The organism is Streptomyces sp. NBC_00885 (assembly GCF_045207475.1).
Taxonomy (GTDB): domain Bacteria; phylum Actinomycetota; class Actinomycetes; order Streptomycetales; family Streptomycetaceae; genus Streptomyces.
Map to the genome: position 1 here is coordinate 5,598,514 of NZ_CP108796.1, position 21,751 is coordinate 5,620,264.

A 21,751-nucleotide genomic window follows, 5' to 3' on the forward strand; every position below is an offset into this window, starting at 1 on the left:
CTCTCACCGGTACTCCGAAAGCCTGCGGTTGATGCCGAGTACGGCTCCTGCCGCGCCGAGCACGGCCAGTGCGGCGGCGCCGACCGGCAGCCCGTCCAGCGCGCCGCGCCCGGACGTCGCCGACGCCGTGAACTCCCGCTGCTCATGGTCGATCGCCCTGCGCAGCGCCGCGTCGACCGTGTCGAACGACTGGCCCGTCGAGGCCTTCGGGCCGATGATCTGCTGCAGCGCGCTGTCGTAGTCACCGCCGTTGTCGGTGGCACGCGCCTTCTTGTGGCGGGTGCGCCACTCGGCGACGGCGCTGGTGGCGTCCGCGACGGGATCGCGACCCTCGGAGTCGTCCGCCAGGTCCTTCGCCGACGTCAGCGTGACACCTACGGCGTCCATCCGGTTCGTGTAATTGAATTCGTACTGGTCGTTCTTCCCGTCCGGGGTGAGGACCGCGCCCCGGGAGACGACTGCCAGGTTCTCGTTGGCGCGGGCCTGCAGCGCCTGCACCCGGGAGCTGTTGAGGGCCTTGAGGGACTCCTGGCCGCCCTCCATGGCGTTGTTCAGCTCGGCACGGGCCACCGAGTGCCCCACGATCAGCCAGAGCACGACGACCGTCGACGCGGCCGTGGCGGCGAGCAGCCCGTGGTTGAACATCCGGTTCGTCCGCCGGTAGTTGCGTCGCTGCGCCCAGACGAGCGCTCCCAGCACCAGCACACCCAGACCGAACGAGACGAACGGCCAGTCGCGCGCTTCGTCGTTGTCCTCGCCGAGGCGCTTCGTCTCCGCCTGGTAGAGCTTGTCGGCGGCGGGAAGCAGCTCGTTCGACATTTTCAGGTTGGCGTAGCGCAGATAGGCGCCGCCGAGCGGCAGCCCCTGCCGGTTGTTGGCACGGGCGCGCTCGATCAGGCCCGTGTAGCGGGGCAGCTGCTCGTTGAGAGCGGCGATCTGGCGGCCCGACTCGGTCGAACTGTCGCTGTTCGCCGCGGCGTTGATGAGCAGCCTGGACGCGGCCGTGATGTCCTTCTCGTACCGCTCGTGGATCGCGCGGGGCTCTTCGGCGCCCGCGAGGAAGCCATTGGCGGCCGCCGCGTCCGCGTCGGCCAGCGAGCGGTGGATGGACGCGGCGTCCGCGCTCAGCGGCTGACTGCGGCTCACCACATCGTCGGCCGCGGCAGCGCGGTCGGAGATCTCGAACGCCGTCACCGCGCCGAACGCCACGACCAGCGCCGCCAGAAGGGCCCCGATGATCTGCAGCCGCCCCGGCTCGGTCGTCGCCGCGGTGCGCAGTCGCTCCTTGCCCACGGCCCAGGCGCCGCGGTGTGCGGGTGGCTGGACGGCCGGTGGCTGTGCGGGCGCATGCCCCGGAGCCGACTGGGGCGCGGTGCGCACATTCGGCGGGTATGTCACGTGACCTCCCCCTCGGTCCCTGACGTCGGCCCGCCCCCCGGCGGGTCGGGAGACTGCTCCCGGCCAGCAGTATGGCCGGAGTGACCGACATTCACACCAGGATTGACTGGATCTTGTTCCCATCGCAGCAATCCAGGATCCTGCCAGACCGCTCTCCCCACCATGAATACGCCCCCCGACCTCGATCGGTTCCCGTTGGCGAGGGGTGGACACGGGTGCCGGACGGGCATGAGTTCAAACCCGTCCGGCGGGTGAGGACAGCGCCGCCCCATTGACCCTGCGCCACACGTGAATTGACGCTGCGCTACGCGTAATACGCGCGCAGCCGGGCACGGGCCTCTTGCGGCGCCCCCACATGGTCCAGCCCCAGCAGGGCCGCGCCGAGCACCGGCGGAGCCGTCACCACCTCGATGACCGCCTTCGGAGCCCTGGCCGCCAGCAAGGTGCCGACCTGCTCGTCCAGTTCCGGATGCCGGGCCGCGAGCACACTGCCGCCCAGCAGCACCGGCACCGCCTCGTCCAGGAGATCGAGCCGGGCCAGCGCCACCGTGGACAGCGCGACGACCTCCTGTGCCAGCCGGTGCACCAGCGAGCGGGCCACCGGGTCGCCCCCAGCGCTGGTCATGAAGAGGACCGGAGTGAGCTCGTGCTTGCGCGCCGAGGGGATGTGCTCCAGGTGCAGCGCCTCTATCAGGGCGTACATCGAGTCGAGTCCGAAGTGCGCGGGCAGCGTACGGGCGAGGGCCGTCGGCTCGCCGCGCCCGTCCTCCGCCCGCGCCGCGAACCACAGCGCCTCCTCCGCGAGGCCCGCGCCTCCGCCCCAGTCCCCGGAGATCTTGCCGATCGCCGGGAAGCGCGCGGTGCGGCCGTCCGGCAGCATGCCGACGCAGTTGATTCCCGCGCCGCACACCACCGCGACACCGCGCGGCTCGTCCACACCGGCGCGCAGGATCGCGAAGGTGTCGTTGCGGACTTCGGTCGTACGCCCCCAGCCGCGCCGCTGCACGGCCTCGGCCAACTCCCGTTCCTCCACCGGAAGATCGGCGTTGGCCAGGCAGGCAGAGACGTGCGCGACGCCCGTCACGCCCGCCTCGGCCAGCGCCCGGCCGACCGCTTCGGCGAGGGCGTCGATCGCCGCCTCCACGCCGACCTGTGGCGGCTGGAAGCCACCACCGCGCGCGGCAGCGAGCACGGCGCCATCCCCACCGATCACGGCCACATCGGTCTTGCTGTTGCCCGCGTCGATGGCGAGCACGCTCGTCTCCGCGGGCCGACGTGCGTTCAGGCCCACGCGAGGTGCTCCTGGTTGTGCGCGATCAGCTTGTCGGTGAGCGCATCGGCGTACTCGTACTGGCCGATCAGGGGATGGGACAGCAGCGCCTTGAAGACACGGTCGCGGCCGCCGCGCAGCGCAGCCTCCAGCGCCAGGTCCTCGTACGCCGTGACATGGGTGATCAGCCCGGCGTACAGAGGGTCGAGCTCGGGCACGGGCAGTGGTGTCGCGCCCTGCGCGCCGACGGCGGCCTGCACCTCGATCACCGCGTCGTCGGGGAGAAACGACAGGGTGCCGTTGTTGAGGGTGTTCACCACCTGGTACGGGCTGCCGCCCCCGCCGATCAGGGAGGCCGCGAGATCCACGGCCGCCTCCGAGTAGAAGGCGCCGCCACGCTTGGCCAGCAGCTCCGGCTTGGTGTCGAGCGCCGGGTCGCCGTACATCTTCAGCAGCTGCTCCTCCATCTCCGCGACCTCGGCGGCCCGCGAAGGCTTGGTCCTCAGCTCCCGTACGACCTCGTCGTGCGCGTAGAAATAGCGCAGGTAGTACGAGGGGACGACGCCGAGCCGGTCGAGCACCGCACGCGGCAGACGCAGATCGTCGGCGATCGCGTCACTGTGCTCGGCCAGCAGCTTCGGCAGTACGTCCGCGCCCTCCGGGCCGCCGAGCCGCACCCCCGTCTCCCACGTCAGGTGGTTGAGGCCCACATGGTTCAAGTGGACGTCGGTGGCGGCGACTTCGAGGAGGGCCGCGAACCTGCGCTGGAAGCCGATGGCGACATTGCACAGGCCCACGGCCTTGTGGCCGGCCTGCAGCAGCGCCCTGGTCACAATGCCCACCGGGTTGGTGAAGTCGATGATCCAGGCGTCCGGGTTGGCACGCCGCACCCGCTCGGCGATGTCGAGGACGACCGGGACCGTGCGCAGCGCCTTGGCCAGGCCGCCCGCGCCCGTCGTCTCCTGACCGACGCAGCCGCACTCCAGCGGCCAGGTCTCGTCCTGGTTGCGGGCCGCCTGACCGCCGACGCGCAGCTGCAGCAGCACCGCATCGGCGTCCGCGATGCCCGCGTCGACGTCGGAGGTGGTGACGATCTTCCCGTCGTGGCCCTGCCTGGCGAAGATCCGCCGTGCCAGACCACCGACGAGCTCCAGCCGGTCGGCCGCCGGGTCGATGAGGACCAGTTCACTGAGCGGGAGGGTGTCCCTCAGCCGGGCGAAGCCGTCGATCAACTCAGGGGTATAGGTGGATCCGCCACCCACGACTGCGAGCTTCATCTGGTTCTAGCCCTTCACTCCGGTCAGTGTGACGCCCTCGACGAATGCCTTCTGGGCAAAGAAGAAGACGAGGATCACGGGGGCCATGACCAGGACGGTCGCGGCCATGGTCAGATTCCAGTCCGTGTGGTGCGCGCCCTTGAACGACTCCAGGCCGTAACTCAGCGTCCAGGCAGCCGGGTTCTCCGAGGCATAGATCTGCGGGCCGAAGTAGTCGTTCCAGGCGTAGAAGAACTGAAAGAGCGCTACGGCGGCGATGCCCGGCCTGGCCATCGGCAGCACCACCTTGAGCAGGGTGCGCAGCTCGCTGCAGCCGTCGACCTTCGCCGCGTCCAGATACTCATTGGGGATGGTGAGCAGGAACTGGCGCAGCAGGAAGATCGAGAACGCGTCGCCGAACGCCATCGGGATGATCAGCGGCCACAGCGTCCCCGCCAGGTCGAGTTGCTTCGCCCAGAACAGGTACATCGGGATGATGACCACCTGGGGCGGCAGCATCATCATCGAGATGACGAGCATCAGCGCGAGCCGCTGGCCGCGGAAGCGGAATTTGGCGAGGGCGTACGCGACCGGGATCGAGGACACCACTGTGAGAACGGTGCCGAGCCCCGCGTACAGCAGCGTGTTGCGCCACCAGGTCACAAAGCCCGGAGTGTCCAGCACCCGGCTGTAGTTGCCCCACTCCCAGGTCTGGGGAACGAGGTCGCGGGTGAGTGCCTGCTGGTCGCTCATCAGCGAGGTGAGGACGACGAAGACGAACGGCAGCACGAAGAAGAGCGCGGCCGCGACACCCAGGGAGTGCACCGCGATCCAGTGCAGCAGCGTCTTGCGGCGTGCGGTCCGCTCCGCCTCGCCGACGATGCTTGCCGCCCGGACGGGCTTGTCGAGGATCTGGGTCATGATGGTCAGTCACCCACCTGGACGAGGCCGCCGCGCCTGCGCATCAGGAACGCGGTGAAGACCATGGAGAGCACGAACAGGACGAGCGCGATGACGGCCGCGGCACCGTAGTCGAAGCGCTGGAAGCCGACGTTGTAGACGAGCTGCGGCAGCGTCAGGGTCGACTTCTCGGGGTAACCGGGCTCGAACTGCTGCCCGCTGCCGCCGATGATTCCGGAGGCGACCTTTCCGGCCACCAGCGGCTGTGTGTAGTACTGCATCGTCTGGATCACGCCCGTGACCACGGCGAACATCACGATCGGCGAGATGTTCGGCAGGGTGACGAAGCGGAAGCGCTGCCAGGCCGAGGCGCCGTCCAGCTCCGCCGCCTCGTACTGCTCCTTCGGCACATCGAGCAGCGCTGCCATGAAGATCACCATCAGATCACCGATGCCCCACAGCGCGAGCGCGGTGAGCGCGGGCTTGGACCAGCTGGGGTCGGTGAACCAGCCCGGCGTCGGCAGCCCGATCGAGTCGAGGATCGAATTGACCGGTCCCGTACCCGGGTTGAGCAGGAAGACGAAGGCGAGCGTCGCCGCGACCGGCGGGGCCAGATACGGCAGATAGAACAGGGTCCTGAAGACCCCGGCGCCCGTCTTGATCTTGGTGATGAGCAGTCCGACGCCGAGGCCGAACAGGACGCGGCAGGTGACCATCACGAGCACCAGCCACAGCGTGTTGCGCAGGGCGGGCCAGAACATGGGGTACTCGCTGAAGACGTACGTCCAGTTGTCCAGGCCGTTGAAGACGGGGGGCCGGAAGCCGTCGTACTTCATGAAGGAGAAGTAGACGGTCGAGATCAGCGGGTAGGCGAAGAAGACGCTGAAGCCGATCAGCCACGGTGACATGAAGGCCGCGGTACGAAGCGCCGAGCGTCGGCGCTTCGTCCGCAACGTGTGCGTAGTCACTGTCTTCTCTGCTACTTCTGCTTGGCGATGTCGGTGTCGATCTGCTTGGCCGTCTTTTCCAGACCGGCCTTCAGGTCGCTCGCCTTTCCGGACTCGTACTGGTAACCGAAGTCCTGGAAGGTCACCTGGTACGCGCCGCCGTCGACGTTGGCCGGCGTGGTGTTGGACTTCGGGTGCTGCGCGATGTCGATGAAGGTCTTGAAGTCCGGGTCGATGCTCAGGTTCGGCGACTTGAGCGCCTCGATCGTCGAGGGCACGTTGTGGATGCCGTTGGCGAACGCCACCACCGCCTCGGTGTCCGTGGTCATGTACTTCACCAGCTCCCACGCGGCGTTCTGCTTCTTGCTGGTGGAGGCGATGCCCATGATCGTGCCGGACAGGTAGCCCTTGCCGTAGTCGGCGACCTGCTCGTCCGCGACCGGCAGCGGCGCGGTGCCGATCTCGAACTTCACCTTCGCGTCCTTGGCCATGCCCAGCCGCCACTCGCCGTCCAGCTGCATGGCGACCTGACCGGTCTGGAAGGGGTGCTTGGCGCCCCACTCGTCACCGAAGGTGTTGCGGTACTTCTCCAGCTTGGTGAAGCCGCCCAGTTTGTCGACCAGGCCCTTCTGGAAGGTCAGCATCTTCGAGAACGCCGGGTCCTTGGCGATGTTGGACTTGCCGTCCGCGTCGAAGTAGGTGGGGCCCCACTGCGAGGCGTAGTGCATGGGGGTCGTCTCGTAGCCGTGGTAATTCGGCATGAAACCGAGCTGCTCGTAGCTGTCGCCCTTGGTCTTGGTCAGCTTCTCGGCGACCTTCTCGAACTCGCTCCAGGTCTTCGGCGGGGCGGTGATCCCGGCGGCCCTGAAGGCGTCCTTGTTGTAGTAGAGGCCGTACGCGTCGTTGAGCAGCGGCAGCGAGCACTGGTTGCCCGCGAACTGCGTGTAGTCGAGCAGCGGCTTGTGGAAGACCTTCGCCGGGTCGATCTTCGACTTCGCCAGGAAGGGCTTGAGGTCGACGAAGGCACCGGAAGTGCAGAACTTGCCCACGCTGTCGGTGGTGAAGGAGGAGACCACATCCGGGGCGTTCGAACCGCCCGCCCGCAGCGCCTGGTTGATCTTGTCGTCGGTCATATTGCCGACGATCTTGACCTTGATGTTGCTGTGCGCCTTCTCGAAGCGGGAGACGTTCTCCTGGATGGCCTTGACCTCGCTGGGGGCGCTCCAGCCGTGCCAGAAGGTGATGGTCGTCCTGGCGTTCGGATCATCGTTGGCCGCGGCGTCGCTCGAGCCCGTACAAGCCGAGGCGAACAGGGATATCGCGGCGGTCGCGGCGAGCGCGGCGGCCGTCTTCCGGGTGCGTGTGGACATGGCGGAGTCTCCCTGTGACGGGTCGGGGGCTGTGGCGGGTCTTTCGGCTGTTTCGGGCAGGGCAGCTGGATCAGCGGGAGGTGTCGAAGACTTCGTCGCGCGTGGTGGCCAGAGCGCTCTCCAACGCACCGCGCAGGACGGGGTGTTCTCGTACGGAACCGAGGACGAGACGCGGCCGGGGGGCGGCCAGTTCGATGAGCTCCGCCTGCACGCGTTCGCGCAGCGGCTCCCCGCCGGCGGCGATCACATCGCCGGACAGGACGACGAGTTCGGGGTCGAGCACGGCGACCATGGAAGCCAGACCGGTGGCGAGACCGGTCGCGTAGGCGTCGAGCAGCTTGCGGTACGGCCCCGAGTCGGCCTCCGCGGCCCGGGCGACGAGAGAGGCGGCGACCTCGGCATGCGGTCCGTGACCGACGCCCTCGACCCCGAACTCGCGTGCCAGCCGGGGCAGCGCCTGGGCGCCGGCCAGCTCCTGGAAGCCGCCGCTGTTGGCCTTGGTCACCTGCCGCACCAGCGGGGTGCCGGGCACGGGCAGGAAACCGACCTCCCCGGCGCCGCCGGTGAAGCCACGATGGAGGCGCCCGCCGATCACGACGGCGGCGCCCAGGCCCTCCTGGTTCCACAGCAGTACGAAGTTCTCGTGCCCGTGCGCCGCGCCCAGGCGCTGCTCGGCGACCGCGACCAGGTTGACGTCGTTCTCGTACTCGACGGGCATGGGCAGCACCGCGGCCAGCTCGTCGAGGAGGGTGGGGGCGTGCCAGCCGGGCAGGTGGGAGGCGTACCGCAGCCGCCCGGTGGACGGATCGAAGGCACCGGGCGTACCGATGACGAGCCGGTGCACATCGGACCGGGTCACCCCGGCGGCCTTCACGGCCCCGTCGAGCGCCTCGGTGACCTGCCGTACGACACTCTCGGCGCGCCGCCCCGGGGTCGGCAGCTCGAACTCCCCGACGGTGGCGCCGGTGACATCGGCGACGGCGGCGTGAATGCGCTGCGGGGTCACATCGAGCCCGGCGGCGAACGCGGCGCGCGCGTTGACGGCGTACAACTGCGCATTGGGCCCCGGCCGCCCCTCGGTGGTCCCGGTGGCGACGACGAGCCCGGCGGATTCGAGCCGCGCGAGCAGCTGCGAGGCGGTGGGCTTGGAGAGGCCGGTCAGCTTCCCTATCTTGGTGCGCGACAGCGGCCCGTGCTCCAGCAGCAGATCGAGCGCGGCCCGGTCGTTCATGGCGCGCAGTACGCGCGGAGTACCGGGTGTGGTTCCGGGGGTACCGGGTGTACCCCCGGGTGTGGTTCCGGCCACGACGGATGCACCTGCCCTTCGGCTGCGGATGTCCTCAGCTGGACTGTTAGGAAAGTTTCCTATTCAGTTGGGAGGAAGGTAAGCCGCATGTCAGGCGAGAGTCAATGGTCGGGGCGGCCTGGGCAACCAAAGCGTTACGTGGGCGGCCCGCGGGGCCAGGTACAGGAACCGGGTTCACTGACGCGGACATGAGGACGGGCCCCTGCCGGATGGCAGGGGCCCGTTCGCCTTGCTGAGCGGCGTCAGCGGCCGTCGGTGAGCACTTGAGCGGTGGGCGCCCAGTACCCGGTGAGCCCGCCGGCGGTGATCCGGACCATGGGCCTGCCGTTCACGATGGCCCTGCGGTCGAAGGGCGCGTTGGACGCACTGGCGAACTTCACCTTCTTGGTGGTGCCGGTGATCCCGTCGGCGCCGAACTTGACGCAGGTGACCTCCACGTTTGCGGGGAAGGTCGCCGTGCGCTGCGGACGGTAGGTGGTGGAGACGTACTCACCGCGCAGGAAGACCTTCGGGTAGGCCTCACCGACCCACCAGCCCGCGTACGTACCGGCGTTGATCCGGTAGTAGATACCGCGGCCCATGATGCGGCGGCGCACATTGACGGGCGCCTGGGTGGCCTTGGCGAAGGTCACCTTCTTGATGGCCAGCTGCTTGTCGCCCTTGGAGGAGGACCATCCGTAGTTGTCGTCGGCGCCGAGGGTGTCGAGCTTGTAGAGGGTGTGGGTGCCTGCGGCGAAGGCCGCGACGGACCCCGCGCGCAGGATGTACGCGGGGAAGTCGTCGATCAGCAGGTCGTGCCGGTTGGCGATGGTGGGGCTTCCGGTCTGCCAGTGGAGCTGGCGGAGCAGGTTGATGTGGTGCTGGTGGTAGGTCGGCGCGGGTATCCGGTGGGTGTCGCAGTAGAACGAGAACCAGCGGGTGTTGCGCAGCCGCGGGAAGTGATCGCGGATCGTGGTGAGCGAACCGTCGTACAGCTGCTCGGCCAGCGGGTTTCCGGTCGCCTGGAAGTAGTCCCAGAGCCCGAACATGGCGAAGACCATGCCGTTGTAGGTGTAGTCCGAGGTGCCCGGGGCGTCGATCGGGTACTCCTGGATCCACAGGTACCCGTCGCTGTCCTTGTTCACCGCCCATGGCTTGGCGTCGTCGGCGCGCAGCATCGAGGCGAAGGCGCCGTCGGCGGCGGCCTTGTAGAGCGTGCGCTCCGTCTCGGTGATCCCGTCGAGCTGGGAGAGCTGGGTGAAGAGGCTGATCGCCTCGCCCTGTGCCATGCCGGAGTACCAGGGAGCCTTGTACGCGATGCCGCTGTGCGCGGCGTGCGCGAAGTTGAAGGGGTACGGGAAGTACCAGGCACCCCGGGACTCCACCCGCTTGTCGATCAGGCGCTGAGCCTGAGCCTTCGCGCGCTTGAGGAAGAGCGCCTTGCGGGTGGCGTCCTTCTCGGTGCGGTAGCTGGATATGCAGCCCAGACCGAACTGCATCTGGGTGACGGGCTGGTCGTACCCGGCCGCGGTCCAGCTCGGCCGGTACTGGATGACGCCCTGGGCGTCGAGGAAGGTGTGCTCGGTGTTGGGCGTGACATTGGCCCACGACGTCGGCCGGTCCCGCCACGGGCGCAGCGCCTCGGGCAGATCGGTCACACACTTGTAGCCGGCCGTCTTGAACTCGAAGGGCAGGACGGTCGGTACGGAGTCCTCGACCACCTGCGGGTTCACGGGCTCATCGGCGTACGGGATCAGCGTCCGCGCACCCGGCTTGGAGATGGTGCCCTCGGCCATCTGATCCGGCAGGGGCGGCAGCGGCGGCGGCTCGGTCCCGCCGGGCGTCGCGGGAAGGCTCAGTGCGAGCGACCTCGGCATCCCGCCGAAGGGGTCGGGCGTGGGGGTGTCGAACACCCCGGTGGCCATGGCGGTGAACGTCCCCCCACCCGCCACGGCAGCACCGGCGACGGTGCCTCCGGCCACACGTATGAAACGTCTGCGGCCGATGTCGGCACGTCTCTTTCCAGCCATGACTGAAGAACCCCCCACGGGTGAACACGCGTCAGTAAGTGAAGGGATCTTATGTGATTCGTGTGAAAGCTGTAACGCGCATGTTCAGATCGGGACGCACTCGTTCGGCAGGGATCAGTAGTGCACAGCACCGGGCCGCCTGGCCGGCAGGTGGAGGTCACTGTCCATCGAGGGTGATGTCCGCACAAGGCGCCCAATATCCGGTCAGCCCGCCGGCGGTGATCTGGACCATCGGCCGTCCGTTGACAAAGGCCCGTCGGTCGAAGGGAGCGTTCGAGTTTTTGGTGAAGGCGACCGTCGTGCTGGTGCCCACGGAACCATCGCTGCCGAACTTGTAACAGGTGATCTCGGCATTTGCCGGGAAGGTCGCGGTCCGGTTGGGGCGGTAGATGACGGTGCAGTATTCGCCGCGGAGGAAGACCTTCGGGAAGTACTCGCCGACCCACCAGCCCGCGTACGCACCTGCGTTGATCCGGTAGTAGACCCCACGCCCCTTGATGCGGCGGCGCACATTGGCCGGCGCCTGGGTGGCCCTCGTGAACGTCACCTCCTGCACGCCCAGTTGTGTGTCGTCCTTGGCCGCTGACCACCCGTAGTTCTGGGTCTCGCCGAGGGTGTCGAACTGATAGAGCGTGTGCGTGCCCTCGGCAAAAGCGATCACCAGAGACGCCGGGACGGGCGGCGGGAAGTCGTCGATCAGCAAGTCGTGCCGGTTGGCGATGGTGGGGCTTCCGGTCTGCCAGTGGAGCTGGCGGAGCAGGTTGATGTGGTGCTGGTGGTAGGTCGGCGCCTGTATCCGGTGGGTGTCGCAGTAGAACGAGTACCAGCGGGTGTTGCGCAGTCGCGGGAAGTGATCGCGGATCGTGGTGAGCGAACCGTCGTACAGCTGCTCGGCCAGCGGGTTTCCGGTCGCCTGGAAGTAGTCCCAGAGCCCGAACATGGCGAAGACCATGCCGTTGTAGGTGTAGTCCGAGGTGCCCGGGGCGTCGATCGGGTACTCCTGGATCCACAGGTACCCGTCGCTGTCCTTGTTCACCGCCCATGGCGTCCCGTCGTCGGCCCGCAGGAGCGAGGCGAAGGCGCCGTCGGCGGCGGCCTTGTAGAGCGTGCGCTCCGCCTCGCTGATCCCGTCGAGCTGGGAGAGCTGGGTGAAGAGGCTGATCGCCTCGCCCTGTGCCATGCCGGAGTACCAGGGAGCCTTGTACGCGATGCCGCTGTGCGCGGCGTGCGCGAAGTTGAAGGGGTACGGGAAGTACCAGGCACCCCGGGACTCCACCCGCTTGTCGATCAGGCGCTGAGCCTGAGCCTTCGCACGTTCGAGGAAGAGCGCCTTGCGGGTGGCGTCCTTCTCGGTGCGGTAGCTGGTGATGCAGCCGAGCCCGAACTGGCATTGAGTCACTGGCTGGTTGTAACCCGCTTCGGTCCGGCTCGGCCGGTACATGATGGCGCCCTGTGCGTCGAGGTAGGTGTGCTCTGAGTCCGGACTGACGTTGCCCCAGGTCGTGGGACGGTCTCGCCAGGGCCGCATGGCTTCCGGCAGATCGGTGGCCATCGTGAACTGTGACGTCTTGAACTCGAAGGGCAGGGTTGTCGGCACGGAGTCCTCGACGGCCTGCGGGTTCACCGGCTCATCGGCGTACGGAATCTGCATCCGGGCACTCGGGCGGCTGATCGTGCCCTCGGCAAGCTGATCCGGCAGAGGCGGCAATGGCACGTCTGTGCCGCCCGGCATCGTGGGCAGGCTGAGGACAAGTGAGTGCGGCATGCCCGGGTACGGGCCGAGCCCGGCCGGGGCGAACGTTTCGACGGCCATTGCGGGGATGGCCCCTCCACCCGCCACGGCAGCACCGGCGATCGTGCCTCCGGCCGCACGTATGAAGCGTCTGCGGCCGATGTCGGCATGTCTCTTTGCAGTCATGACTGAAGAACCCCCAGGGGTAGCACAAGGCGTGGGTGGACGCGCCTGGTCCCGGCAGCCTTTCGGCTGCCGGGACCAGGTCGGGTTGGTGTTAGTTGTAGGGCTTGAAGAATCTGGTGGAGGCGTAGGCCCACTGAGTGGACAGGGCGGCATAGCCGGCCAGCCCGCCGTTGAACATGGCGTCGGGCCTGGCGGTCCAGGTCCACGTCTTCACGGACCCGTCGGACAGGTGGTGCATCGCGCCGATGTCGTCGCGGCCGTCACCGTTGTAGTCACCGATCACCAGCTGGCTGCGCTTGATGTCCCAATTGCCGGCAGCGCTGGCGAGGGTCACGAAGGGGGAGCCGAACTGGTTCTTGCCGTTCACCGTGGTGGAGAGAAGGGTGGAGACCTTGTCGCTGCCGTCGGCGTAGTCGTACCAGATCATGGCGTCGTCGCGGCCGACTGCCCGAACCCGACACGGCGCGCCGTCCGGGCCGTGATCGTCCGAAGGGTGGCTCGGTCCGGGCCACCCCTGACGAGGCCGAAGCGATTCCGTACTAATTTGTCGATCAAGCCTGCGGCCTGGGGCTAAGGTTCGCCGACGGACTTCATGCGGTCGTCCGTTCGAGGAAGGGTCTGGGGAGGCCCTTGGAGGGGATCAGTCATGCCTGCAGGCAGATGGAGACGCGCTCGCCCATGGAGCGCGCTGGTGGGTGCCGTACTGGTGGCGGGGGTGCTCTCGACCCCGGCCTTCGGCGTGGAGGATGACCCGGTGCCCCTGGCGCCGCGGATCACCAGCAACGGCCCCTACACCGAATGCGCGACGGAGTGCGTCGGGCAGGGCGAGCCCGGGCTGGCTGGGATGTTCACGTTCCGGCCCAACGTGGCCGACATCGATGCCGCGACGGGGAGCACCGATGTCACGGGCTACCGCGTGAGGTTGCTGACCGATTTCGGAGCCACAGTGGTCAGCGGGGCCGAGCCGGCGCCCTATGCAGCGGTGCCTGCTAATGATGGAATTCAGGTTCTGGAAGTGCAGGCCAAGGACTGGGGCGGGCGGTGGGGCAATCCCGCGGAGTTCACGTTCAAGGTGAAGCCGGCGTCGGGCGCGGTCGGGCAGTGGCAGTTCGCCGACCGGCCCACGGACCCGGCGGTGACCACCACGAAGGACACTGCCACCGAGGGCACTGAGCGCCATGACGCGACGCTCAAGGGCGGCGCGACATGGTCGGACCGGGCGCGGCGCGGCAAGGGTGACTATTCGCTCAGCCTGAACAGCACCAACCCGGACAAGGGGAAGGCGTACGCGGCGACGGCCGAGCCGCCGGTCGATACCAAGGGGTCGTTCACCGTCTCAGCCTGGGCGTATCTCTCCGGTACGAGGTCCGATCAGGTCGTGCTCTCGGCTCCAGGGGCGCGCGATGCCGCATTCAGCCTGCGCTACTCCGCCGAGCAGAAGAAGTGGGCCTTTGGCCGTGGCGCTCGAGACGCCGACGGCACGACGGAGGTCGTCTCCTACGGTGATGCGACGAGCCCGCCGGTCGGTGTCTGGACGCATCTGGCAGGGGTGTTCGACACCAAGAGGGACGCGGACAAGACAAACGACACTGTCCAGTTGTTCATCAACGGCCGTCCTCAGGGCCAGCCGGTGAATCTCTCCGCCCAAGCCGCGGCGTACGAGCCATGGTCGTCCACCAAGGGGCTTCAAATCGGCCGGACCAGGGCTGATGGCAGCTACCAGGACTACTTCCACGGTTATGTCGACGAAGCAGCCGTCTGGCAGAGGGCGCTCAGGCCAGTGGATGTTCGCGAGGTGTCGCAACTCGAGACTGAGGGCGGGCCCGCGACCGCGCTCGTGGCGGAGTGGAACGCCGGGCCCGCCATTGGGAGTGAGATCAAGGACGTCAGCGGCTACGGCCGACCCGCCCTCGCTCTGTCGGCAGAGGGGGCAAAGCTCCGGGCGGACGAGGCGGGGACGAGCACGCTTGCCCTCGACGGAGTGCAGGGGTTCGCGGCGGCGCAGGGACCGGCGGTGGACGAGACCGGTTCGTTCACGGTGTCGGCGAGGGTGCGTGTGGACGGTGCGGAGTGGGCGGCCAAGCCGATCGGTTACCACGGAATCGTGGCCGGCCAGAAGCTCGCGGGCGAGTCATCCTGGGCGCTCGTACTGACCAAGTTCGACACTGACGTCTCCGCATGGAGCTTTGTGCGGACCGCGGTGGACGAGGGCGGCAACGTGACCGAGCGCGTCGAGGTCCAGGCCGACGACGTGATGGGGGACTTCGACACCCCGATCGACGTCACCGGCATCTTCGACGCGGCTGCGACCACCCCTGGTGATCCGGACACTTCCGGCAGGCTCAGGCTCTTCATTGGAAGCACCCCGCATGGGGGAGGCCCCCATGCGGGACTCACGTCGCGGGCGCAGGGTACGGGTGAACTGGCCGTCGGCCGCGGCGTCGACGGCGGCAGCCTCGAGCACTACCTCCCGGGCAGCCTGGACCGCTTGCGTATCTGGAGCGGTGCGATGTCGGCGGACGGGCTTTGGCACGTGCTTGAGCCAGAATCGGTCGGCTGACCTCTGAGGACGGGGACATGAGAACGGGCGCCTGCTGTAAGGGAGGTGCCCGGTCTCGGTCTCGTGAGCAACTTCGACAGGTTAGCCGGAGGTGTGTTGGGTGGGTCGTCGAGCGCACCATCGCATGGCTTCACGGATTCCGCCGCCTCCGCGTCCGATGGGGGACTACGCGACGACATCCACCAAGCCTTCCTTGGCACCCGCCACCTGCGGGTGAAGTCATACGCTCCTATATCTCACTGTGCATCAGGAGGGGAACAGGGTGGGGAAGACAGGAACTAACAGGTTGGCGACCGCCGTTGCCGTGGCCTGTGCCGCTGCGGCGAGCTCGGTGGTCGCCATGCCTGCCGACGCCGTGGCGAAGCCCATTGCCGCGCCGGCGGATTTCAACGGGGACGGCTATCAGGACCTGGTCGTCCCGGCGCCCACGGCCAAGGTGGGAGGCATGGACGGAGCGGGGGCGGTCGCTGTCCTCTACGGTTCGAGGACCGGGGTGTCCACCCTGCGCAAGGCCGTCATCACACAGAACACCGCTGGTGTGCCGGACGCCGCTGAGGCACAAGACCTCTTCGGTGCCTCGACGGCGTTCGCCGACCTCGACAAGGACGGCTACAGCGATCTGGTCGTCGGAGCGCCCGACGAGGACCTCGGCAGCGTCGTGAACGCCGGCGGAGTCACCGTCCTGTGGGGTGGCAAGAACGGCTTGGCCGCAGCAAGCGCGCTGCCTGTGACGTTGGTCGGGGGCGGCCGGTACGGCCTGGACGTCGCCGCGGTGCGCGGCAGCGGTGGGGCGCGCGTACTGGTCGGAGGCTACGACGGGTCGATCGAATTCAGCGGCACCTTCGCACGCGACGGCTCGGTCAGCACGAAATCGCTGAATCGGGACACGCCCTCGGTCGGCGTCACCGATTACCTGGTGCGCGACAACGGGGGCGCGGCGCGGATCATCACCTCCGTCCGGGTCGGTGGCCACAGCGGCGGCCTCGTGTACGTCGAGCCCACAAGCCCCAGCACCCCGCTGCCCATTGATGGCACGACCACCGCCACCGGGGATGTCAACGGCGACGGCTACAACGACCTCGTTGTTGGCGACCCTGACGAACCGATCAGTGGCACCTACGGCCACAAGGGCGGTCAGATCACTGTCTGGTATGGCGGGGAGAGCGGTCTGGCGGCAACCCCGGTGCGGATCAGCCAGGACACGGCCGGCGTCGTCGGCACGTCGGCGAAGTACAACCGTTTCGGCACCGCCCTGGCTGTCGCAGATCTGAACAAGGACGGTGTCGGCGACATCGTCGTCGGCGCGCCCGGACAGACGCAGAACGGCAAGGGGCGTGCCGGTGTCGTCGTCATCATCCCCGGTACGAAGACCGGCGCGCCCGGCGCCGGCTCGTACCAGCTCTCCCAGGAGACCGCGTCGGTTCCCGGGGTGTCGGAACCGGGCGACGGGTTCGGTCTCACGCTCGCGGTCGGCGACGTCAGGGCCGACGGTCGTCCTGATGTGATCATCGGCGCGGAGGGCGAGGACAGCTACCGCGGCGCGGTGTGGGTCCTGCCGGGCGGCTCCACCGGCCCCACCGGAACGGGCAGCGTAGAGCTGACCGCCGGGAAGCTCGGAGTGGCCGGGGAAATGCCCCAGGTGGGCGGCTTCCAGCCGTCGTGAGTCCCGGCCACGCCCCGCCCGCGTGAAGGGGCAGGGCGTGGAGGGCTGCGGCCCGGCGATTTGCGGATCAGGTCGGGGGTCGGTGAATCGCCGTAGCGGCGCGAGCCGCGCCAAGCAAAACGGGCGCCCGGCCTTAACGGCCGTAGCGCCCGTTCCCGTACTGCGTACTACTTCGACATGTTCGCCTGAGGCCCGATCGGCGTCGCCGCCATCGACTGCGGTGACGTCGTCGACGCGTACGCCGAAGGTGCCGCCATTCCCGCCGTCGGGTCCGTCGTCGCCGCTTCCTCCGCCACCGGCGGGAGGCCGCCCACGATGCGGATGCCCGCCCTGTCGAAGGCCTGCTTGATGCGCCAGCGCAGTTCGCGCTCCACGCCGAGCGCCTTGCCCGGCATCGTCTTCGCCGAGACCCGGACCGTCATCGAGTCGAGCAGGACCTCGTTCAGGCCCAGCACCTCGACCGGGCCCCACAGGCGCTCGTTCCACGGCTCGGACTTCGCCAGTACGTCCGCGACCTCGCTGATCACCGAGCGGATGCGGTCCAGGTCCTCCGTCGGGCGGACCATGACGTCCACCGAGGCCGTCGCCCAGCCCTGGCTGAGGTTGCCGATGCGCTTGATCTCGCCGTTGCGGACGTACCAGATCTCACCGTTGTCACCGCGCAGCTTGGTGACACGCAGGCCCACCTCGATCACCTCGCCGGAGGCGACGCCCGCGTCGATGCTGTCCCCGACTCCGTACTGGTCCTCCATGATCATGAAGACTCCCGAGAGGAAGTCGGTGACCAGGTTGCGCGCGCCGAAGCCGATCGCGACGCCCGCGACACCCGCCGATGCCAGCAGCGGTGCCAGGTCGATCTTGAACGCGCCCAGGATCATCAGGCCCGCAGTGCCGAGAATCACAAAAGAGGAGACCGAGCGGAGTACGGATCCGATGGCCTCGGAGCGCTGGCGGCGGCGTTCGGCGTTGACCAGCAGGCCGCCGAGGGCCGTGCCCTCCACCGCCTGGGCGGAGCGGTTCATCCGCTCGATCAGCTTGGTCAGGGCGCGGCGCAGCAGCATCCGCATCACCAGCGCGACCAGCACGATCAGGGCGATACGCAGGCCGGTGTTCAGCCACGTGGACCAGTTCTGTTCCACGTAGCCCGCGGCGTCTCCCGCCTGCTTGGCGGCCTCGTCGAGCGAGCGCGGCTCGGTGGAGGGGCCGGCGGCCAGTAGGACGGAAAGGGACACGAGGGGAACCTCCAGGCATTGCGGTGGCAGACCAACCACCCTAACGGGGCATCCGGTGTGCTCCGTTGCGGTGTTCGAGGGAGAGACGAGGCTCACCCGGGGATGAACTGGTCGAAGGCATGTGGTTCAAAACACCTCGAGCCCGTTACCTGTACGTGGTGGCGCTCGGACCTGGCATGAGGAGACACTGAAGAGCAGATCGTCCCGGCGCGAGCCACGCGCCGCCGGCGTACAAGGAGGCATCCACCGTGCCGCACGTTCTGGTCCTCAACGCGTCGTACGAGCCGCTCGGCGTCGTACCGCTTCGCCGCGCGCTCATCCTCGTCCTGGAGAACAAGGCTCTCTGCCTCGAGGAATCCGGCGCCTTCATGCACAGCGCGACCCGTGTCATCGCCGCACCCAGCGTCGTACGGCTGAAGCGGTTCGTGCGGGTCCCTTACCGGGGGCCCGTTCCTCTCACCCGCAAAGCACTCTTCGCCCGCGACGGCGGGCGCTGCATGTACTGCGGTGGCGTCGCAACCAGCGTCGACCATGTCATTCCGCGCAGCCGTGGCGGACAGCACGCCTGGGACAACGTGGTGGCGGCCTGCCGCCGCTGCAACCACGTCAAGGCCGACCGGCATCTGCGCGAGCTGGGGTGGCGGCTGCGCCATCACCCCGCCCCGCCGAGCGGGCTCGCGTGGCGCATCATCGGGACCGGGCATAGGGACCCGCGCTGGCTGCCATACCTGCAGCCGTACGGCGCGGACGACGCGATGGCCCGGATCGACGGCATCTCTGCCTGAGAGCGGGTCCTTTTTGTTGGCGCACGGGCGCTGGACCTCCGGGTCCCGCGCCCAGAGCCCGCCCAGAGCCTGAGCCACGGCCCGCGGCGCCGAGCCCCGTCGGCCTCACTCCGCTACTGCGTACGCCTCCACCGACCACAGTGAGTAGCCGTACTGCGTGGCCCGCGCATCGCCCTGGACCCGGACGAAGCGGGTGTCGCGGCTGTCCGTACGGATCATCTCGCGCCCGCCCCTGCCCTCGCCCACCGTCGCCGCCGTGCGCCAGGTGCGGCCGTCCGCCGAGACCTGGATGCGATACCTCGTCGCGTACGCGTCCTGCCAGTGCAGGACGACCTGGCCGACCCGCGCCGGGCGGCCCAGGTCCAGCTGCCACCAGGCGCCGTCCTCGGGGGGTGAGGACCAGCGGGTCTTCGGGTCGCCGTCGATCGCCGAGGCCGCCGGGAAGTCGGCCGTCTCGTCGCCGGACGAGGACGCGACGGAGCCCGCGGCGCGTGCGAGGTCGGGGCCCGCGGTGCGTGGGTAGGCGCGCACCGTCAGGGTGCGCTCCTCGCCCGCGAAGGACAGCGGCACCTCGTACTCCCCGGCCGGCGTGCCCGCCGGGACGGTGACCTCGACCGGCACGGTCGTCCCCGGCCCGCGCGGCACCGTCGTCTCCTTCGGCACCGTCACCTTGATGCCCGCCGGGGCCTTCGCGGTGAGCGCGCCGCGCACCTCGGCCGGGCGGCGCGCGGTCAGCCGGACCCCGGCCTGCTGCGGGCCGCCGCCGATCTCTGCGTCCGCCTCGCCGCGTACGAGATCGAGGCCCGCGAGGGGCTCGTCCGCGAACCAGGGCACCACGGACCGTACGGCGACAGGCTGCGCACCGGCCGATGTGATCCGTACGCCGTCCACCCGCAGGCCTTTGGCGTCCGCCTGGGTCCAGCCGCTTGCCGAGAGCGGGCCGAGCGGGCGCCAGCCCTCGCCCGGAACGTGTGCTTCCAGGTTGCCGGACACCGCGCCCGCGCCCGGCCTGCCGGATCCCGCGCCCGCGCCCGCGCCCGCGGACGGCTCGGTCATCGCGGTCACGGCCACGACCGGGCGGGGCCGGTCCAGCCACAGCGTGTCCTCGCCGGCCGTCTCCTTGAAACGGTCCGCGCCCGTCCAGGCCGCCGACTCCTTCGCGGCCCGGTCCAGGAAGGGGCCCAGGACACCCTTGCCGACCGTCGCCCGGCTCGTCTTCAGTGCCGGGCGCAGCGGCTCGAGGTCCAGCGAGGCCCGCCAGGCCGCCTCGCCGTCGCCGCGCGCCTGCGCCTGGAGCATGTCGACGGAGAGTTCGCCCGCGCGGCCGTAGCGCCCCAGCTGATCGAGCCACGGGCGTACTTCGTCGTCGAGTCGCCCGTCGGCCGACTGCTTCAGGCGCTGCGGGGCCTCGCGCATCACGGTGAACGCGGCCCGCAGCGCGGCAGCCGCCCGGTCACGGGCTGCCGCGTCCCTCGTCGTGCGGGAGTGCCAGAAGTCCTTCAGCAGCGGCTGCAGATAGCCGGACTCGGCGGGACTGAGGAGCGAGGAGGAGTGGTTGCCGGCGAGTGCGGTCAGCGCCTCGCGGGTCCTGGTGTCGCCGCCCGCGAGATCGTTGATGGCGGCTTTCCAGGACTCCTGGGGGCGATAGCCCTTCGGGTTCCAGGCGTAGTCGGCGGCGGTGAACAGCGGGATGCGGGAGGCGGACGCCTGTTCCATCGCGTTCGCGAGCAGCGCGGCGGAGCCGGTCGCGACGGCGGGCTCGCGGCCCGTGTAGGGGCCGAGGAATATCCGGTCCTGCGCGTAGTCGTTGACCGGGTAGTTGTCCATGGTGACGACCGGGTGCCTGAACACGTCGCGGGCACCGACCAGTTCGCTTCCGGTGATGGTGCGGGGCACCACGCCGACGCCCGTCCACGCCACCTGTACCCGGCCGTCAAGCTTGCCGGCGAGGGCCCGCCGGTAGTCGGTGGCTCCGTCCTGGTAGAACTCCGTCGGCATCAGGGACAGCGGCTGCGCGCCCGGATACCGGTCCGCGAGATGCGCCGCGACCGCGCCCGCGACCCGCGCCTGCGCCCTGGCCGCCGCCTTCGGTCCCGAACCGAAGGTGTCCGCGTCCCTGCCGCAGTGCCACTCGCTGTAGCTGACGTCCTGGAACTGCAGCTGGAAGGCGCGTACACCCAGTGCCCACATCGCGTCGATCTTGCGGGTCAGCGCCTTGATGTCGCCGTCGTCGGCCAGACACATCTCCTGCGCGGGCGCGACGGCCCAGGCGAGCGTGACGTGGTTCTGCCGGGCACGCTCGGCGAGTTCCCGGAACTGCGCGCGCTGGGCGGCGGGATACGGATCGCGCCAGCGGGCCTGCCGGAAGGGGTCGTCGCCGGGCGCGTACAGATAGCGGTTCTGCTTGGTGCGCCCCATGAAGTCCAGCTGCGCCAGCCGCTGTTGCTGGTTCCACGGCTGACCGTAGAAACCCTCCGTCATGCCGCGTACGGCCGTGCCCGGCCAGTCGCGTACGAGCACTCCGGCGACGCTCGCACCGCTCCCACTGCCAGCGACCGCGCCGGTCTTCCGCACGATCAGCTGACGCAGCGTCTGCACGCCGTGGAAGAGACCGTCGTCGCCGACCCCGTCGAGCGCGATCGTGTCACGGCTCTGGATCCGGCCCACGGCGATCCGGTAGCCGCCGGAGGGGAGATCGGCGCGTTCGCGAGCCCGCAGGGCGCGCAGCGCCTCCTCCGCGCCGCTCCCGCCGATGCGCACGACGGGCCCGCGGCCGGGCAGTTCGCTGTGCACGGTCCTGACGCCGGACTCGTGCAGCAGCTCCTTCAGCCGCTGAACGGCGTACGGATCGGCGGCAGGGTCTGCGAGGACGGTCGCGTCGCTGTCGAGCGGAACGGACGGTCCCGCCGCGCGCATCGTCTGCGGACGCGGCCAGACCGCGGGCAGCGCCGCCTCGCCTTCGGGGTCCGTGGCGGTGCCGACGGGGGAGCCGGGGTTGTCGGGAGCCGCGACCGCGCTGTGCGCGCCGCCGAGCAGGCTGCCGATGACAGCGACCGCGACGGCTGTCGCGGTGCGCCTCCTGCGCGCGAGCCGCACGCCCGTCTCCCCTCGTGTCCCCTGTCGTTCCGGCCGTCGTT

The 21,751-nt window shown here is 69.2% G+C and carries 15 protein-coding genes and 1 pseudogene; 4 read left to right on the forward strand and 12 right to left on the reverse strand.

The window, feature by feature from the left end; genetic code table 11:
* Positions 1-3: 3 nt before the first annotated feature.
* The 10 genes from OHA61_RS25555 to OHA61_RS25600 form a co-directional block, all read right to left on the reverse strand.
* Positions 4-1,398, reverse strand: coding sequence for a hypothetical protein (locus OHA61_RS25555; RefSeq protein WP_406304991.1), 1,395 nt, complete (start codon positions 1,396-1,398; stop codon positions 4-6).
* Between the two features lie 304 nt (positions 1,399-1,702).
* Positions 1,703-2,689 carry an N-acetylglucosamine kinase gene (locus OHA61_RS25560; RefSeq protein ID WP_406304992.1) on the reverse strand — a complete coding sequence of 329 codons (987 nt, stop codon included), beginning with the start codon at positions 2,687-2,689 and terminating at the stop codon, positions 1,703-1,705.
* The gene (locus OHA61_RS25565) at positions 2,680-3,945 is read right to left on the reverse strand and encodes a 6-phospho-beta-glucosidase (protein ID WP_406304993.1); all 1,266 of its coding nucleotides are present in this window, start codon (positions 3,943-3,945) and stop codon (positions 2,680-2,682) included. Before OHA61_RS25565 ends, OHA61_RS25560 begins: the two co-directional genes overlap by 10 nt.
* Before the next feature lie 6 nt (positions 3,946-3,951).
* A complete protein-coding gene (locus OHA61_RS25570) occupies positions 3,952-4,845 on the reverse strand; it encodes a carbohydrate ABC transporter permease (RefSeq protein ID WP_406304994.1) in 894 nt (297 codons plus the stop codon).
* A 5-nt stretch (positions 4,846-4,850) separates the two neighbouring features.
* Positions 4,851-5,792, reverse strand: coding sequence for a carbohydrate ABC transporter permease (locus tag OHA61_RS25575; RefSeq protein WP_406304996.1), 942 nt, complete (start codon positions 5,790-5,792; stop codon positions 4,851-4,853).
* An 11-nt stretch (positions 5,793-5,803) separates the two neighbouring features.
* A complete protein-coding gene (locus tag OHA61_RS25580) occupies positions 5,804-7,141 on the reverse strand; it encodes an ABC transporter substrate-binding protein (protein WP_406304997.1) in 1,338 nt (445 codons plus the stop codon).
* A 70-nt stretch (positions 7,142-7,211) separates the two neighbouring features.
* Positions 7,212-8,372, reverse strand: coding sequence for an ROK family transcriptional regulator (locus OHA61_RS25585; protein ID WP_324987325.1), 1,161 nt, complete (start codon positions 8,370-8,372; stop codon positions 7,212-7,214).
* 317 nt (positions 8,373-8,689) lie between these two features.
* Positions 8,690-10,456, reverse strand: coding sequence for a D-glucuronyl C5-epimerase family protein (locus OHA61_RS25590; RefSeq protein WP_406304998.1), 1,767 nt, complete (start codon positions 10,454-10,456; stop codon positions 8,690-8,692).
* Positions 10,457-10,613: 157 nt separating this feature from the next.
* Complete coding sequence (locus OHA61_RS25595) at positions 10,614-12,374, reverse strand: D-glucuronyl C5-epimerase family protein (RefSeq protein ID WP_406304999.1); 1,761 nt, start codon at positions 12,372-12,374, stop codon at positions 10,614-10,616.
* 91 nt (positions 12,375-12,465) lie between these two features.
* Positions 12,466-12,801 (reverse strand): hypothetical protein, encoded by a 336-nt coding sequence (locus tag OHA61_RS25600; RefSeq protein WP_406305000.1) that lies wholly within the window; start codon positions 12,799-12,801, stop codon positions 12,466-12,468.
* A gap of 264 nt (positions 12,802-13,065) precedes the next feature.
* Between OHA61_RS25600 and OHA61_RS25605 the strand changes: the two genes are divergently transcribed.
* From OHA61_RS25605 to OHA61_RS25615, 3 genes and pseudogenes are all read left to right on the forward strand, one after another.
* Positions 13,066-14,934, forward strand: a complete 1,869-nt coding sequence (locus OHA61_RS25605) for a LamG domain-containing protein (RefSeq protein WP_406305001.1) — start codon at positions 13,066-13,068, stop codon at positions 14,932-14,934.
* Positions 14,935-15,035: 101 nt separating this feature from the next.
* Positions 15,036-15,216 (forward strand): annotated as a pseudogene (locus OHA61_RS25610) (hypothetical protein); the annotation flags it as partial.
* 4 nt (positions 15,217-15,220) lie between these two features.
* Positions 15,221-16,597: a VCBS repeat-containing protein gene (locus OHA61_RS25615; protein WP_406305003.1), complete on the forward strand. Its 1,377-nt coding sequence runs from the start codon at positions 15,221-15,223 to the stop codon at positions 16,595-16,597.
* Between the two features lie 167 nt (positions 16,598-16,764).
* Here the strand turns inward: OHA61_RS25615 and OHA61_RS25620 are convergent, their stop codons facing one another.
* A complete protein-coding gene (locus OHA61_RS25620) occupies positions 16,765-17,829 on the reverse strand; it encodes a mechanosensitive ion channel family protein (RefSeq protein WP_406305004.1) in 1,065 nt (354 codons plus the stop codon).
* A gap of 248 nt (positions 17,830-18,077) precedes the next feature.
* Between OHA61_RS25620 and OHA61_RS25625 the strand changes: the two genes are divergently transcribed.
* Positions 18,078-18,614, forward strand: coding sequence for an HNH endonuclease (locus tag OHA61_RS25625; RefSeq protein WP_266476305.1), 537 nt, complete (start codon positions 18,078-18,080; stop codon positions 18,612-18,614).
* 105 nt (positions 18,615-18,719) lie between these two features.
* On the opposite strand, the gene OHA61_RS25630 is transcribed toward OHA61_RS25625, so the two are convergent.
* A complete protein-coding gene (locus OHA61_RS25630) occupies positions 18,720-21,710 on the reverse strand; it encodes a beta-N-acetylglucosaminidase domain-containing protein (RefSeq protein WP_406305005.1) in 2,991 nt (996 codons plus the stop codon).
* Positions 21,711-21,751 lie beyond the last annotated feature (41 nt).